This window comes from Corynebacterium sp. c3Ub_189 (assembly GCF_039907195.1).
Lineage (GTDB): Bacteria > Actinomycetota > Actinomycetes > Mycobacteriales > Mycobacteriaceae > Corynebacterium.
Window position 1 is genome coordinate 24,959 of the sequence record NZ_JASBOF010000003.1, and the last position, 14,590, is coordinate 39,548.

At 59.0% G+C, this 14,590-nt stretch carries 12 protein-coding genes; 5 read left to right on the plus strand and 7 right to left on the minus strand.

What is annotated here, in order from left to right; all coding sequences use genetic code 11:
• Nucleotides 1-2: 2 nt before the first annotated feature.
• The 7 genes from QKD99_RS02250 to QKD99_RS02280 all read right to left on the minus strand — a co-directional run bounded on the left by QKD99_RS02250 (nt 3) and on the right by QKD99_RS02280 (nt 8,175).
• On the minus strand, nt 3-383 hold the full coding sequence (locus QKD99_RS02250; protein ID WP_239273377.1) for a monovalent cation/H(+) antiporter subunit G: 381 nt from the start codon (nt 381-383) through the stop codon (nt 3-5).
• Entirely contained in the window at nt 380-655 is a 276-nt protein-coding gene (locus QKD99_RS02255; RefSeq protein ID WP_005325614.1) for a monovalent cation/H+ antiporter complex subunit F, read from the minus strand. Before QKD99_RS02255 ends, QKD99_RS02250 begins: the two co-directional genes overlap by 4 nt.
• Entirely contained in the window at nt 655-1,182 is a 528-nt protein-coding gene (locus tag QKD99_RS02260; protein WP_239273376.1) for a Na+/H+ antiporter subunit E, read from the minus strand. Before QKD99_RS02260 ends, QKD99_RS02255 begins: the two co-directional genes overlap by 1 nt.
• The gene (locus QKD99_RS02265) at nt 1,175-3,001 is read right to left on the minus strand and encodes a Na+/H+ antiporter subunit D (protein ID WP_347950600.1); all 1,827 of its coding nucleotides are present in this window, start codon (nt 2,999-3,001) and stop codon (nt 1,175-1,177) included. Before QKD99_RS02265 ends, QKD99_RS02260 begins: the two co-directional genes overlap by 8 nt.
• Complete coding sequence (locus tag QKD99_RS02270; RefSeq protein WP_347950601.1) at nt 2,994-3,494, minus strand: Na(+)/H(+) antiporter subunit C; 501 nt, start codon at nt 3,492-3,494, stop codon at nt 2,994-2,996. Before QKD99_RS02270 ends, QKD99_RS02265 begins: the two co-directional genes overlap by 8 nt.
• A complete protein-coding gene (locus tag QKD99_RS02275) occupies nt 3,495-6,476 on the minus strand; it encodes a Na+/H+ antiporter subunit A (RefSeq protein WP_347950602.1) in 2,982 nt (993 codons plus the stop codon).
• Nucleotides 6,477-6,807: 331 nt separating this feature from the next.
• Complete coding sequence (locus QKD99_RS02280; RefSeq protein WP_347950603.1) at nt 6,808-8,175, minus strand: dipeptidase; 1,368 nt, start codon at nt 8,173-8,175, stop codon at nt 6,808-6,810.
• A gap of 228 nt (nt 8,176-8,403) precedes the next feature.
• Between QKD99_RS02280 and QKD99_RS02285 the strand changes: the two genes are divergently transcribed.
• The 5 genes from QKD99_RS02285 (at nt 8,404) to ppk2 (ending at nt 14,355) form a co-directional block, all read left to right on the plus strand.
• Nucleotides 8,404-10,374 carry an oligopeptide transporter, OPT family gene (locus QKD99_RS02285; RefSeq protein ID WP_347950604.1) on the plus strand — a complete coding sequence of 657 codons (1,971 nt, stop codon included), beginning with the start codon at nt 8,404-8,406 and terminating at the stop codon, nt 10,372-10,374.
• Between the two features lie 231 nt (nt 10,375-10,605).
• Nucleotides 10,606-12,252 carry a chaperonin GroEL gene (groL, locus tag QKD99_RS02290; RefSeq protein WP_086588229.1) on the plus strand — a complete coding sequence of 549 codons (1,647 nt, stop codon included), beginning with the start codon at nt 10,606-10,608 and terminating at the stop codon, nt 12,250-12,252.
• Between the two features lie 685 nt (nt 12,253-12,937).
• Nucleotides 12,938-13,120: a hypothetical protein gene (locus tag QKD99_RS02295; RefSeq protein WP_284767037.1), complete on the plus strand. Its 183-nt coding sequence runs from the start codon at nt 12,938-12,940 to the stop codon at nt 13,118-13,120.
• A gap of 35 nt (nt 13,121-13,155) precedes the next feature.
• Complete coding sequence (locus QKD99_RS02300) at nt 13,156-13,302, plus strand: hypothetical protein (RefSeq protein WP_284767036.1); 147 nt, start codon at nt 13,156-13,158, stop codon at nt 13,300-13,302.
• A 153-nt stretch (nt 13,303-13,455) separates the two neighbouring features.
• Nucleotides 13,456-14,355, plus strand: a complete 900-nt coding sequence (ppk2, locus tag QKD99_RS02305) for a polyphosphate kinase 2 (RefSeq protein ID WP_005329883.1) — start codon at nt 13,456-13,458, stop codon at nt 14,353-14,355.
• Nucleotides 14,356-14,590 lie beyond the last annotated feature (235 nt).

The following is a 14,590-nucleotide window of genomic DNA, read 5'->3' on the forward strand; positions in this document are numbered from 1 at the left end:
TCCTACTTGCGGCGCAGCGACTTCGCGGCGGGTCGGTCGTTGCGGGACATGGTTTCCTCGGTGCCGTACAGACCCTCGCGGCGTGCAATACGCGAGGTGCGCTGCGCGGTTACCGGGCTAGTGAACATGGCAAACAGTACCAGCAAAACGAGCATTCCTAAATCCCCCCGCTCGGCAACGCTGAAGGATTCCGCGCCCGTGATGCGGATGATTGCGCCAAGAATGGTGAGGATAAGACCGGTGGTCTGTGGTTTGCTCACCGCGTGTACGCGCGACATCGTGTCCTTGAACCGGGCGACGCCGATGGCTGCGGCCAAGGTGAGGACGCTGCCGCCAATAATGAGGATGAGCGAGAGTACATCTGCAATAAAGGACCAGCTCATTGGCTATCCCTCTTCCTAAACCTGGTGACGGATACGGTGGAGATGAATCCCAGCAGCGCAATGACCAGCATGGCTGAGACCACGGTCGTGTTAAGCGACCAGCACATATAGGTAGCCAGCGCGCACTGGAACATCGCGGTAAAACCATCCATACCCACTAAGCGGTCCAGCGAATTGGGGCCGGTGACAATGCGCCAGACGGTGATGAGGAAGGAGACCACCAGCAGCGCGGCGGCCACCAGCAAAATTGCGTTATAGATCTGGGGATCCATTAGGGGTGGCTCCTTTCAAAGATTTCGATGAATGAGGCCTCCAAACGGGCCACAGCATTGATTTCACGCTGGATTTGTTCCTCATCGTGGGCATCCAAGATATGGACGGTAATCATGCGGTTTGCAATATCGATATCGGTCACCGTGCCGCCTGGCTGCAGGTTATACAGCGTCACCGCCAAAGAGATAGCAAACTCATTATCCAAGCGCATGGGCAGCTCCAAGATGGCGGTCTTGGGCACCGGCTGCGGGCGCACGGCCAACCATCCCACCTTGAGCGAGGCGTAGAACAACTCCCAGAACCAGCGGATCATGAAGGCAATGAGCTTGCCCCAAGAGACGTCAATGCCGGCGATAGGCATGGCCGGCAGCGGCAGGGCAAAGACAATGACGACGCCGATGATCAGCCCGGCCACGAGGTTGCCCACGGTGACCTCGCCCATGAGCATGCACCACATGACTACCAGCCAGACGATGAACCACGGGCGGAAGCGGTGGCGCAGGCCGGAAAAGCGCGTGTTAGTCATCGCTAATATCCTTCCTCTTGGCGGCATCCGGGGACTTTACGTCGGTGGAATGCGCATCGCGTCCACCGGCTTCCGGGTCGGTGCGGGCATCCAAACCCGCTGAATCCGGCGGCTCCACCTCCGGGGAAGGGTTGCGGCGATTCTTATAGGAATCAGCGCCGCCGGTGTAGCGCTCCTTCTGGTTGAGGTGGCGGGTGGGGTCATCCGCGCGGTCGCCCAGTACCGCGTACTGGTAAATGGACGTATCCTGCGCGGATTCGGCCGCGCGTGAGGTGATACCGGAAATCGGTCCGGCCAAGAAGGTAATCGAGGTAGACGCTGCCACCAGCAGGGTCGTAGAGGCGATCATGCCAAAGGGCACCCTGCCTACATCCTGGCGAGAAGAAAATTCCACCTCATCGGTGATATCGGAAAGCGGGGCCGGGCGGGCGAGCGCCACGTTGCCTTCCGGGGCATCGGCGCGGTCGCGTTGAAAGCCCTTGGCCCACACCAACATCATGACGTAGAGGGTGAGCAGCGAGGTAACCACCGCACCGACGATGAGCACCCATGCCATCCAGGAGCCTTCATTCGCACCGGCTTGCAGCAGGATGACCTTGCCCAGGAAACCGGAGAACGGCGGGATGCCGCCCAGGTTAATGGCAGGGATGAAATACAAGATTCCGATGAGCGGGGCAGAATACATTAGCGAGCCCAAACGGCGCAGCGAAGACGTTCCGGCCTGGCGCTCGACCAGTCCGACCACGAGGAACAGCGCAGTCTGGACCAGAATGTGGTGTACGGCGTAGAAGATGGCGCCGGAAAGCCCTTGCGCGGTACCGAGCGAAACGCCGAAGATCATGTATCCAATGTGGCTGACCAGGGTAAAAGACAAAAGACGCTTAATATCGGATTGCGCGATGGCGCCCAAAATACCCACCAGCATCGTGGCGAGGGCTACCCACATGAGCACGGTATCGAGTCCCCCGGCAGTGAAAATGGAAGTGCGGGCGCGGATGATGGCGTAGACACCCACCTTGGTTAGCAGGCCGGCGAAGACGGCCGTGACTAGTGAAGGCGCCGTGGGATACGAGTCCGGCAGCCAGGCGTCTAGTGGGACCACTGCTGCCTTAATGCCAAAGGCTACGAGCAGCGTGGCAAAGATCGCGGTGCGGGTGCCTTCCGGAATGTCCTGCATCCTCTGGCCAACCTGCGCCATATTCACGGTGCCCACAGACGAATACACAAAGCCCAGCGCGAGCAAGAAAATCATCGACGAGGCCATGGACACCATCACGTAGCCCACGCCGGCGCGAACTCGACCGGCTGAGGCACCTAGGGTCAACAGCACATAGGACGCCACGAGGAAGACCTCGAATCCCACGTAGAGGTTGAAGAGATCGCCGGCCAAAAAGGAGATATTAACGCCCATGGTCAGCAGCATGTAGGTGGGCAGGAATACGGCCACCGGCTCGTCCTTGGTGCCATCGCGCACGCCCTGGGAAATGGCGTACCAAATGACAGAAAACAGCACTACGGAGGAAGTAAAGAGCATGACCGCAGATAGGCGATCCGCCACGAGCGTGATGCCCACCGGGGCGTCCCAACCTCCTATCTGCAGGGTTTGGATGCCTTCAAAATCCGCAATGAGGATGAGGACGGCATTAACCACCGCGGTAATGAGCAGCGAGAAAAACACGATCTGGCGCTGCGCATTGGGAATGCGGCCAAAAATCAATGCGAGGGCCGCGGCCACTGCGGGGATGATAATCGGCAGCGGAATGAGGTATCCGATGTAGGGAAAGAGGGCATCGACAAGCGGCTGGACGGTTTCACTCATCGCGGGCCCCCTTTACTGGTTCCTCGAAGGATGCAGGGCCGAAGTTATCGCCTTCTTTGGTTGCGCGGCCCGTAGTGGGATCGTTGGAGGCATCGTGGTCCGGGCTGGCGGCCGCATTGCCGGGGCGTGCGGCCTTGGCGGCAATGGCGGTATCCTCCGCGTCATCCTCAATGACATCGTCCGTGCGGTAGCGGTACTGACGGTAGGCCAAGGTCAGTATGAAGGCTGTCAGAGCCATGGAAATGACGATGGCGGTCAGAATCATTGCCTGCGCCAGCGGGTCCGCAATCTCGGCGCCGAAAGGCTCCGACTCGCGGCCATCGATAGGCGGGGAACCGGCCGAACCACCGGACTGCAGCAAGAAGAGGTTGGCGCCATTGCCCAAAAGCAACAGTCCAAGCAGCATTTTGGTCATGGCGCGGTCCAGGAGTAGGTAGACGCCCGCGGCTACGAGCACACCGGCGGCCAAGAGGAGGAAGAGGTTGGCTTCCATTTATTTCTCCTTCCCTGTGGTGGCGGTTGTGCTTGCTGTAGCGGCTTGTTTCTTTTCCTTGCGTTGGGCCCGTTGCGCCTTTTGCTTGGCGGTGCGTTGGCGTTGCTGCCGGGCCAGCGAGCGGGCGCGATCACGGGCACGTTGCTTACGCATATCCTCTTCCTCATCCAACTTGGCGCCCAAGGAATTCAGGATGTAGAGCGTGAGCCCCACGACGATGAGGTAGACACCTGCGTCAAAGACCAACGCTGAAGGCAGTGAAACCTTGCCGATGAGCGGAATCTCCGGCGAGGTGTATCCGCTGGTAAGCGGCGGGTGCCCAAAGAACATCGGGGTCACCGTGGCCAGTGCGGACAGCAAGAGACCGGTGCCCATGGTGCGGCCGGCATCGATAGGCAGGGTTTCTTCCAGCTCCGCGCGCCCACCAGCCAGATAGCGCAAGATGAGCGCTAGCGCTGCGACGAGGCCGCCGGCAAAGCCGCCGCCAGGGGCATTGTGGCCGGCGAAGAAGAAGTAGAAGGACAGTGCGACCATGGACGGAAAGAGCACGCGCGTGGAGACATCGATCATCAGCGAGCGGTTGAGCGCTTGCTCTGATTCCACCCCGGCGGCCAGCCACCGCCGGCCGGTAACCCGCAGGGTGGGACGGCGGCTTTCGCGGCCGAAGGATTGGGTGCGATAAATCAGAGAGACCACGCCCAGTGCGGCGATGATGATCACCGTGATTTCGCCAAAGGTATCCCAGGCGCGCAAGTCCACTAGCAAGACGTTGACAGCATTGGCGCCGTGTCCAATCTCTTTGGCCAGATCCGGCATGAACTCGGAGATGGGCTTAGACTGACGTGCGTTAATAGCAAACATCGCCACCACGGTGACGGTAAGGCCCGTGCCCACGGAAAGCCACGCGCGCAGGCGCCCCATCTTGGGGTCCTGCTTCCACTCGGTGGAGGCCGGCATGCGGCGCAGAACCAGCATGAAAAGAACCATCACGATGGTCTCAGTCAGCAGCTGCGTCAGCGCCAAGTCCGGCGCACCGTGTAGCGCGAAGATGAAGGCGAGGGTATAGCCAGTCACCCCGACGATGATCACGGCTGATAAACGATTATCGGTGACCGTGGCGGCTACGGCGGCCACCATGATGATGAAGGCGGCGACGATCTGCCAAGGATTTTCCGCCACAATCATGCGGATATCGGTGAGATCGCCCTTGATGATCATAGCCAGTGGCAGCAGCATCAATGTGGCAAAGATAACCGTCAAGTTCAGCTGCAGGGAGCCGCGCTGCGTGGTTGCCGTCGTGCGCAGCGAGAGCTGGCGCAAAAGAGCGATGACCGAATCATAGGCATCATCCGCATTGCCCAGCGCAGGATAGGCGAATTGCCACTTGACCAGGACCTGGCGTTGCCAGTGCATAATAATACCGCCCACGATAATGAGTGCGGAGAGGCCGAGTGCCACGGTAAGTCCATGCCACAGGGCTAGTTCGCTATGCTCCTTCGGGGCGAAGGTGGAGTCGAGATGCTGGTCAAAGGCGGCCGATAGGGGCTTGGGGAACACACCAAGTGCCACGGTTAGGGCAGTGAGCAGGGCAGGAGAGAGCCATAATCCCATAGTTACGGGATGCATCTTGGCGACGGCCTCTGTCGGCTCCGTTCCATTGACCTCCTTCTTGGTGGCAAAGGCACCCCACAAAAAGCGCAGAGTATAGGCCATCGTGAGGATAGAACCGAGGACATAGGCCACAAGCATCATATTGCGTGGCATGCCGGCCAAGAGCTCCTCGTGCATGGTGGCTTCCAGCACGGCCTCTTTGGCCACGAAGCCAAATAGAGGTGGGACGCCGGCCATGGAGAACCCGGAAATGATCGCAATGCCGAAGAGGAATGGTTCTTTGCGCCCCAATCCGGATAGCTTGGTGATATCCCTTGTGCCTGAGCAGTGATCGATAGCGCCGACGACCATAAAAAGCGCCGCCTTAAATAGCGAGTGTGCAAAGGTCAGCGCGAGACCGGCCTGCATGGCTTCCCGCGAGCCTACGGCCATGATGGAGGTGATAAACCCTAGCTGGGAGACGGTGCCATAAGCCAAAATCAGCTTCAGGTCGCGCTGCTTGAGCGCCATCCAGCCGCCGAGCAGCATGGTAAATACGCCTAGGGAGATAACCACCACGTGCCAGGTGGCCACCTCATACATTGAGGGCGCCAGGCGCCCGATTAGGTAGATGCCGGCCTTAACCATCGCGGCGGAGTGGAGATAAGCGGAGACTGGAGTCGGTGCCGCCATCGCGCCGGGGAGCCAAAAGTGCGCCGGTGCAATTGCAGACTTTGTCAGTGCGCCCGCCAAGATGAGCACGATGGCCACCGTGACATAGGGCGTCTGCGCAAAGTTCTCATAGGCGGAGATATCACTAAAGGTCCACGCCCCAGTTTGCCGTCCGAGCAAGATAATGCCCATGAGCATGGTTAGCCCGCCCAGAGCGGTGACCATCAGCGCCTGCTGTGCCGCGCGACGGGAGGAGGCTCGTTCCGCATAGTAGCTAACCAAGAGATAAGACAGCAGGGAGGTAATCTCCCAGAACACGTACATGAGCAGGAAATTGTCCGCGGCCACTAGACCAAACATGGCGGTGGCAAAGCCCACCATTTGCGCCGCGAACATGGCCAAGCGGCGCCGCGTGCCGTCGAAATAGCCCCAGCAGTAGACCAATACCAACGCGCCCATGCCCAAGATGATGAGGCTAAATAGCGCGCCTAGTCCGTCTAAGCGGAGGTCAAAACTTAAGTTCGCGGACGGCATCCATTCCACAGTGTGCTCAACTGCGCCACCGTCTGCGAAGGTGCCGCGCAGAAAGTGCATGAGCGTCCACACAAAGCCTGCGCCGGGGACTAAGGCCAAAATTCCAAATGCCGGGCGACCCATTCGCATGATGAGCAGCGGTGCTACCAGGGTGGCGGCGATGAGAGTACCCAGGAGTATTAGCACGTTGGTTACTGCGCTCCTTTTGGTTGTGTCACGTTCTCTTGCCCCGCTGCCGCGAATACCACGAGCATCACAACTAATGAGGGACGAGAACATTCACGAGCCGCACGCCGCTGAGTACGCCGCGGTGGCATAGTGCAAGCAACATGGCCGAGCGCGGGGCCAACTTTTGCCATTTTACCGGCTTTTCTACGGCTTTGAAAGAATTATTTTTGGCACTGTAATTATATGCTGCTGTTTTGCGGCATAAAGAAACCCCGCTCCTTGGGGAACGGGGTACGCCGCAGTGCCGCGGCGGTAGGTAGGGCCCAGGCTGGGCTAGGGGGCGCAAGCCTTAGGAATAGCGCTGCAAGAAGAGTGCTTCCGCGGCGGCGATGTTTTCGATCTCGGTGGGGTCGACGGACTCATTGGCGGAATGGATGGTGCACTTTGGCTCCTCCACGCCGTAGAGAGCGATCTCCGCGTTGGGGTGAGCCTCTTGCAGCTCGGTGGTCAGCGGGATGGAACCGCCCATGCCCTGTGCGGCGGTGTCCGTGCCATAGGACTCGGAAAGGCACTCGCCCAGTAGCGCAGCGGCGGGCTTTTCTGGATCGGTGGCAAAACCGGCATTGGCCTCAAGCACTTCGGCCTTAACGTGGGCGCCCCATGGGGTGTGGGCGCGGAGGTGATCACAGACGGCGTCGGCAATCGCAGCGGCATCGGCACCGGCCGGAACGCGCAGGTTGAGCTGCGCGGAAGCGGTGGCGGGCACGGCGTTGACGGCTTCTGCCACCGGGGTGGAGGTAAAGCCAGTCACGGTAATAGCCGGGCGGGACCAGACCATGTTGGCCACCGGGGTGGCACCGGCCGGGTCGTCCTCGCCCATAATCTTGGTGCCCTCCAGCAGCTGCGCATCGGCGCGGAAGGCCTCGGCCGGGTACTCCTGGCCGGACCACTCGGCGGTGGTATCCACTCCGTCGATAACGGTGCGGCCGTACTCATCGGACAGGGAGTCGATGGCGCGCATCAGCGCCTTGGCGGCATCCGGTGCCGCGCCGCCAAACTGGCCGGAGTGGACGGCGGAGGCCAAGGTATCGACCTGCACGCCAATCTGCGCGCCGCCGCGCAGGGACGTAGTCAAGGTCGGCTGGCCCACAGCGGCGTTGCCCGCATCGGCGATGAGGATGGCGTCGGCAGCAAAAAGCTCCGGGCGATCCTTGATGAGCTGGGATAGGCCCTCGCCGCCGCGCTCCTCGGAGCCCTCGATGAGGTACTTCAGGTTCACCTTGGTACCACCGTTATTGTCCACCGCGCGCAGGGCGGCCAAGTGCATGGCCACATTGCCCTTACAGTCGGCGGCGCCGCGGCCGTACCAGCGGGTGGAGCCATCAGCGGCCTCACGCTCGGTCAGGGTGAATGGATCGGATTCCCAAGCCTCGCGGTTGCCGGCCGGCACCACGTCATAGTGGGAGTACAGCAGCACCGTCTTGGCGCCCTCATCGCCCTTGCGCTCACCCAAGATGGCGGTGGAGCCATCGGCTGTGGTGATGGTTTCCACGCTCACTCCAGCCTCTTCCAGTGCGGATTTAACCCACTGGCTTGCGCCCTTGGTCTGGTCCTCCAAACCTTCCTCGTCGTGGACGGAGTTAAAGGCCACGAGCTCGCTGAGCTGGCGGAAAATGGTCTCGCGATCGTTGCGAATGCTTTCATTAAGTGCAGTCATGGTCTCTACGGTACCCGCCCGCCCCAAGCTATAGAGCAACCGGAATAGGAAAACGCTGGGGTGATGAACTAAAATTTATTCATTCCACCCTGTGCGGATTCTGTCCGTTCGGATACAAACCGGGGTTAAAACCGGAGTGAAACGGGCAAAAACGGGCGTTGCTGGCTGTAGCCTGCTACGCGGGGTGAGACAAGAAACTTTCATAGCCGAGAATAGAAAGGACCTGGCATGGCGAACGCATCATCCGCCGCAGGTTCCAAGGCCTCCCTGCCCGAGCTGACTCTGCGCGGCATCATAATCGGTGGCCTGATTACCCTCATCTTCACCGCCGCCAATGTGTACTTAGGCCTGAAGGTGGGCTTGACCTTTGCTACCTCCATCCCGGCCGCCGTGATTTCCATGGCGGTGCTGCGCCGGTTCAAGGGCCACAACATTAAAGAAAACAACATCGTGCAGACCATTGCCTCTGCCGCAGGCACCTTGTCCGCCATCATCTTCGTCCTCCCAGGCCTGGTGATGGTGGGGTATTGGCAGGGCTTTGGCTTCGTACAGACGGCCGGCGTGTGCATCATCGGTGGCGTGCTGGGCGTGATGTATTCCATCCCGCTGCGCCGCGCTTTGGTCACCGGCTCCGACCTGCCCTACCCGGAGGGCGTGGCCGCGGCCGAGGTCCTCAAAGTAGGCGACGAGAACGCCGATGGCGCCAGCCATGAGGAAAATGCCAAGGGCCTGCGCGTCATCGTCGCGGGCGGCATTACCTCGGCCGTCATGGCGCTGCTGACCGCAATGAAGGCCGCCGCCTCCGAGGTCACCGCCTATTTTAAGCTCGGCGCCGGCGCGACCACCCTGGGCACCAGCCTGTCCACCGCGCTTATCGGCGTGGGCCACCTGGTGGGCCTGCCGGTAGGCATTGCCATGCTGGTAGGCGTGGTGATTTCCTACTTCATTTTGCTGCCTATCTTCACCACCGGCGATATTACGGGCGCCACCGCGCTTGCCGACGTCGTCGATACCACCTTCTCCGATGACATCCGCTTCATCGGCGTGGGCACCATGGCCATTGCCGCCATATGGACCCTGCTGAAGATCGCCGCTCCCATTGCTGTGGGCATCCGCCAGTCCCTAGCCTCCTCGCGCGCTCGCAAGTCCGGCTCCGCCGTGGACGTCACCGAGCGCGATATTCCCTTCCCCTATGTCGCCACCACCATCGTGGCGTTCATGGTGCCTATCGCATTGCTGTTGTGGGACTTTGTGCGCGGTACCGATATCCACGACCACATGGCAGTGCTTATTACCGTCTCTGTCCTCTTTACCCTGCTGGTGGGCCTGATTATCGCCTCCGTGTGCGGCTACATGGCCGGCCTGATTGGCGCGTCTAACTCGCCAATTTCCTCCATTGGCATCATCGCCGTGCTCGCTGCCTCGCTGCTCATCGCGGCTGTCACTCGCGGCACCACTGCGGATCCTTTGTCTTTGGTGGCCTACACGCTCTTTACCGCGGCCATCGTCTTTGGCATTGCCACCATTTCCAATGACAACCTGCAGGACCTCAAGACCGGTCAGCTCGTCGGCGCCACTCCGTGGAAGCAGCAGGTAGCGCTCATCATCGGCGTGGTCTTCGGCTCCCTGGTCATCCCTCCGATTCTGCAGGTCATGCTCAATGGCTTCGGCTTCCAAGGCATGGAAGGCGCAGGCGAAGACGCCCTGGCGGCCCCGCAAGCCGCCCTGATGTCCTCCGTTGCCTCCGGCATCTTCGATAGCTCGTTGGATTGGAACCTCATCTTCATCGGCATGGCCATTGGCGCTGTCCTCATTATTATTGATGAGCTCCTGCGCAAGTTCACCGATAAGTACTCGCTGTCCCCGCTGGCCGCCGGCATGGGCATGTACCTACCGGCCGCCCTGACCATCGTCATTCCCATCGGTGCCATCTTGGGCACCTTCTATGACAAGTGGGCCGCGAAGCAATCCCACCCGGAGTTTGCCAAGCGTATGGGTACCCTCCTGGCCACCGGCCTTATCGTGGGTGAGTCCCTCTTTGGCGTGGTCAATGCCGGTATCATTGCCGCCGCTGGCGGCGAGAGTCCGCTGGAAATCTTTGAGGGTGGTGCCTCCGCCACCGTGGTGGGTGTGATCCTCTTTATTGTCGCGCTGACGTTCATCTACCGCTGGACCAAGCGCACGGTGAAGAGCTCCTAGTTCCTGATTCATTCCTTATATAATGGCGTCCCTTCGCGGGGCGCCATTTTTTCTTGCAGTCGCGGTAGGAGAGTGCCAGAATGGTCGTTAGCACTCGCACAGTATGAGTGCCAGATAAATCTACATCGTTGTGGTTGAGGTTGGTTCACACTCACCAGCCATGCCGTCGCGGGCGTCCGCAGCGAGAAAGACGTGAGTGTCGTCCTCAATAAACCAAGGAGCACAAACACAATGGCAAAGATTATCGCTTTTGATGAAGAGGCCCGCCGCGGCCTTGAGCGCGGCCTGAACACGCTTGCCGACGCCGTCAAGGTCACCCTCGGCCCCAAGGGTCGCAACGTCGTCCTGGAAAAGTCCTGGGGCGCTCCGACCATTACCAACGACGGTGTTTCCATCGCTCGCGAAATCGAGCTCGAGGATGCTTACGAGAAGATCGGCGCCGAGCTGGTCAAGGAAGTTGCCAAGAAGACTGACGACGTCGCAGGCGACGGCACCACCACCGCAACCGTGCTGGCACAGGCTCTGGTACGCGAAGGCCTGCGCAATGTGGCCGCAGGTTCCAACCCAATGGGCATCAAGCGCGGCATCGAGACCGCAACCAAGAAGGTTGTGGACTCCCTGCTGTCTTCCGCCAAGGAAGTAGAAACCCAGGAGCAGATTGCTACCACCGCTGGCATCTCCGCCGCTGACCCAGCAATCGGCGAGAAGATCGCTGAGGCTATGTACACCGTGGGCAACGGCTCCGTAAACAAGGACTCCGTTATCACCGTGGAAGAGTCCAATACCTTCGGCGTTGACCTCGAGGTAACCGAAGGCATGCGCTTTGATAAGGGCTACATCTCCGGTTATTTCGCTACCGATATGGAGCGCCAGGAGGCGGTCCTGGAGGATCCGTACATCCTGCTGGTCTCCTCCAAGATCTCCAACATCAAGGACCTCGTCCCGCTGCTGGAGAAGGTCATGCAGTCCGGCAAGCCGCTGCTCATCATCGCTGAGGACGTTGAGGGCGAGGCCCTGTCCACCCTCGTTGTGAACAAGATCCGCGGCACCTTCAAGTCCGTTGCGGTTAAGGCACCGGGCTTCGGCGACCGCCGCAAGGCCACCCTGCAGGACATGGCCATCCTCACCGGCGGCCAGGTCATCTCCGAGGAGGTCGGCCTCTCCCTCGAGACCGCCGAGCTCGAGTACCTGGGCCAGGCACGCAAGGTTGTCGTCACCAAGGACGAGACCACCATCGTTCAGGGTGCTGGCTCTCAGGAGCAGATCGACGGCCGTATCAAGCAGATCCGTGCCGAGATCGAAAGCTCTGACTCCGACTACGACCGGGAGAAGCTGCAGGAGCGCCTGGCTAAGCTTTCCGGCGGCGTTGCCGTCCTCAAAGTCGGTGCCGCTACCGAGGTCGAGCTCAAGGAGCGCAAGCACCGCATTGAGGATGCAGTCCGCAACGCAAAGGCTGCCGTGGAAGAGGGTATCGTTGCCGGCGGCGGCGTAGCACTGCTGCAGGCCGCTTCCGTCCTGGATTCCCTGGATGACCTCAAGGGCGACGAAGCTACTGGCGTCAAGATCGTCCGCGAGGCCCTGTCTGCACCGCTGAAGCAGATTGCACACAACGCTGGCCTGGAGCCGGGCGTTGTTGCTGACAAGGTTGCCTCCCTGCCAGCAGGCGAGGGCCTGAACGCTGCTACCGGTGAGTACGTCAACCTCATGGAGGCTGGCATCAATGACCCGGTTAAGGTCACCCGCTCCGCTCTGCAGAACGCTGCTTCCATTGCAGCTCTGTTCCTGACCACCGAGGCTGTCGTCGCCGACAAGCCTGAGCCGGCCGGCGCCAACAACGGCATGCCGGACGCTGACGCTATGGGTGGCATGGGCTTCTAGGTCCAAACCCCGATAGGTCTAGGAGACAGGCTCAGACAAGGCCCTTAGCGGCCTTCTAGCCCCTTTTGAGCGCCCCGCTTCTGTGCTTTAGAGCGCATGAGTCGGGGCGCTTCGGCGTGTCTGCACCACTTTGCTTAACCAATGCGATAAAGCAGCACTGCGTCTTCACGGAAAGGTTTTCCGAAATCGCTCGTCATAGAAGGTTTCGATTTGGGCCTTAGTGCAAAGAAAACTCAGGCAATCCACTGCGGAAAATGATGCGCCAATCGCCACCACAGCTTTTAACACACGAACCATGCGCCCCATTGACCCCGTATAGGGGTAACTGGAGGGGTGGAATTTAAAAAAGTTTTTCGCTCACAGCGGGCGGGTTTTGCGTCTATCTATCGGCTGTTACACCGGAAAGCGTTACAGTGCTAAGTTCAATTTTGCCCAATTATTTCAAGCGTGATGTAAAGGGCCAGTTCAGGGGGCTTTCAATTAAGGTAAGAAGTTTTCAATGACTGCCATAAACTATAAACTGATTCTTATCAAGCTGCCTGCGTGTTGGGATATCTACGCAAATTTGACTTGATTTCGTTCAAACTTGTGCCAAAATATCTCTTGTGACGCCCACTGAGGGTGTCTGCAAACTGCAAACCCCTCCGCGGCAAATAGCTTCGGATCTATATGTAGGAGTTCAAACATGGATCTCTCCACCATCATCACTCACCTGGACAACTTTGTTACCACCTGGGAGGGCTGGGGCAAGGTCATCAACAATACCGCTGAGGCTCTGGGCAACGCTCTCGGTTTCATCGGCTTCCTCGGTGACAACCCGTCCTCTTCTGACTTTGCTCCGGCAATGTCCTCCCTTTCTTCCAAGTAATTAACCACCTATTCTAACTTTCAAGGAGAATTCAAATGTCTGATTTCCTGATGAGCTCTGCAAACTTCCTGGACACCGAGTGGGCTGCTCTGGTTTCCGATTTCAACTTCTACGCTGACATCATGAAGCCGTTCATCGAGATCGCTAAGGGCGCTTCCGACCTGCTCGGCATGTTCGCATAAGAACATCCTTCAGTTCTGAGCTTTAACGCTCGCTGAAGCAAGAAGGCCTACCGTTTCGGTAGGCCTTCTTTTTGTTTTGTTGGTCATTTGGGGGCAGGGGTAAAAGCGAAAATTTGGCGCGCTTGATGTCTACATTCGGGTTACACTAAATGCATGGCTGATATTAAAGACGACGACCTTCCCGAGATCGACCTGGCAAAAACTGACGGCTACGTCGTCGATGGAACCGATGAGGATGATCCTTCGCTAATCATGCCGGATGGTTCCCCGGTTCAGACTTGGCGTGAAAATTACCCCTACGATGAGCGTATGACTCGCGATGAGTACGAGTCTGTTAAGCGCGCGCTGCAAATTGAGCTGCTGAAGTGGCAGAACTGGACCAAGGAGACTGGCCAGCGCCATATCATTCTCTTTGAAGGTCGCGACGCGGCCGGCAAGGGCGGTACCATTAAGCGCTTTAATGAGCACCTGAACCCACGTGGTGCCCGCACTGTGGCACTGGAGAAGCCCTCGCCACGTGAATCTACCTCGTGGTATTTCCAGCGCTATATTGAGCACTTCCCGGCCGGTGGCGAAATCGTCTTCTTTGACCGCTCTTGGTACAACCGCTCTGGCGTGGAACGCGTTATGGGCTTTTGTACCGAAAGCCAGCACGCGGAGTTCCTCCGTGAGGTACCGATGTTGGAGAATATGATCCTCGGCTCGGGAATCTCTCTGACTAAGTTGTGGTTCTCTGTTACCCGTAAGGAACAGCGCACCCGCTTCGCTATCCGCCAGATCGACCCGGTGCGCCAGTGGAAGCTATCCCCGATGGACCTGGCTTCGCTGGATAAGTGGGATGACTACACCCGCGCGAAGGAAGAGCAGTTCCGCTACACGGATACGGAAGAGTCGCCGTGGATCACCATTAAGTCCAACGACAAAAAGCGCGCCCGTATTAACGCCATGCGCTATGTGCTATCCAAGTTCGAGTACACGAACAAGGACCACGAGCTGGTGGGCGAGGTCGATGAGAACATCGTCAAGCGTGGTCGCGACCAGATTGGTGACTAGGTTGAGCTAAATTAGCCGCACAATGGGCGGGAAACTCGGTAATTCCGGGTTTCCCGCTTTTTGTTTCGGGGTACCAAAAGGGGGTGAATAGGGAGGAATAGTTTCGCGGGAAATTGTGGATTTTAAAGGGTTATTTCCGGGCGGTTATGTTACGGAACCGTAGGTAACATTGTCGAAAACTATTTGTGGTCTCCGTCTTAGAATATTTAGCATCACTGTTATCTCAATCTCATCT

What these genes read in the sequence shown, in the direction of transcription:
- QKD99_RS02295 (WP_284767037.1), top strand. Translation starts at nt 12,938, where the DNA reads ATGGATCTCTCCACCATCATCACTCACCTGGACAACTTTGTTACCACC.
- groL (WP_086588229.1), top strand. Translation starts at nt 10,606, where the DNA reads ATGGCAAAGATTATCGCTTTTGATGAAGAGGCCCGCCGCGGCCTTGAG.
- QKD99_RS02255 (WP_005325614.1), bottom strand. Translation starts at nt 655, where the DNA reads ATGGATCCCCAGATCTATAACGCAATTTTGCTGGTGGCCGCCGCGCTG.
- QKD99_RS02270 (WP_347950601.1), bottom strand. Translation starts at nt 3,494, where the DNA reads ATGGAAGCCAACCTCTTCCTCCTCTTGGCCGCCGGTGTGCTCGTAGCC.
- QKD99_RS02260 (WP_239273376.1), bottom strand. Translation starts at nt 1,182, where the DNA reads ATGACTAACACGCGCTTTTCCGGCCTGCGCCACCGCTTCCGCCCGTGG.
- QKD99_RS02300 (WP_284767036.1), top strand. Translation starts at nt 13,156, where the DNA reads ATGTCTGATTTCCTGATGAGCTCTGCAAACTTCCTGGACACCGAGTGG.
- QKD99_RS02250 (WP_239273377.1), bottom strand. Translation starts at nt 383, where the DNA reads ATGAGCTGGTCCTTTATTGCAGATGTACTCTCGCTCATCCTCATTATT.
- QKD99_RS02280 (WP_347950603.1), bottom strand. Translation starts at nt 8,175, where the DNA reads ATGACTGCACTTAATGAAAGCATTCGCAACGATCGCGAGACCATTTTC.
- QKD99_RS02265 (WP_347950600.1), bottom strand. Translation starts at nt 3,001, where the DNA reads ATGAGTGAAACCGTCCAGCCGCTTGTCGATGCCCTCTTTCCCTACATC.
- ppk2 (WP_005329883.1), top strand. Translation starts at nt 13,456, where the DNA reads ATGGCTGATATTAAAGACGACGACCTTCCCGAGATCGACCTGGCAAAA.
- QKD99_RS02285 (WP_347950604.1), top strand. Translation starts at nt 8,404, where the DNA reads ATGGCGAACGCATCATCCGCCGCAGGTTCCAAGGCCTCCCTGCCCGAG.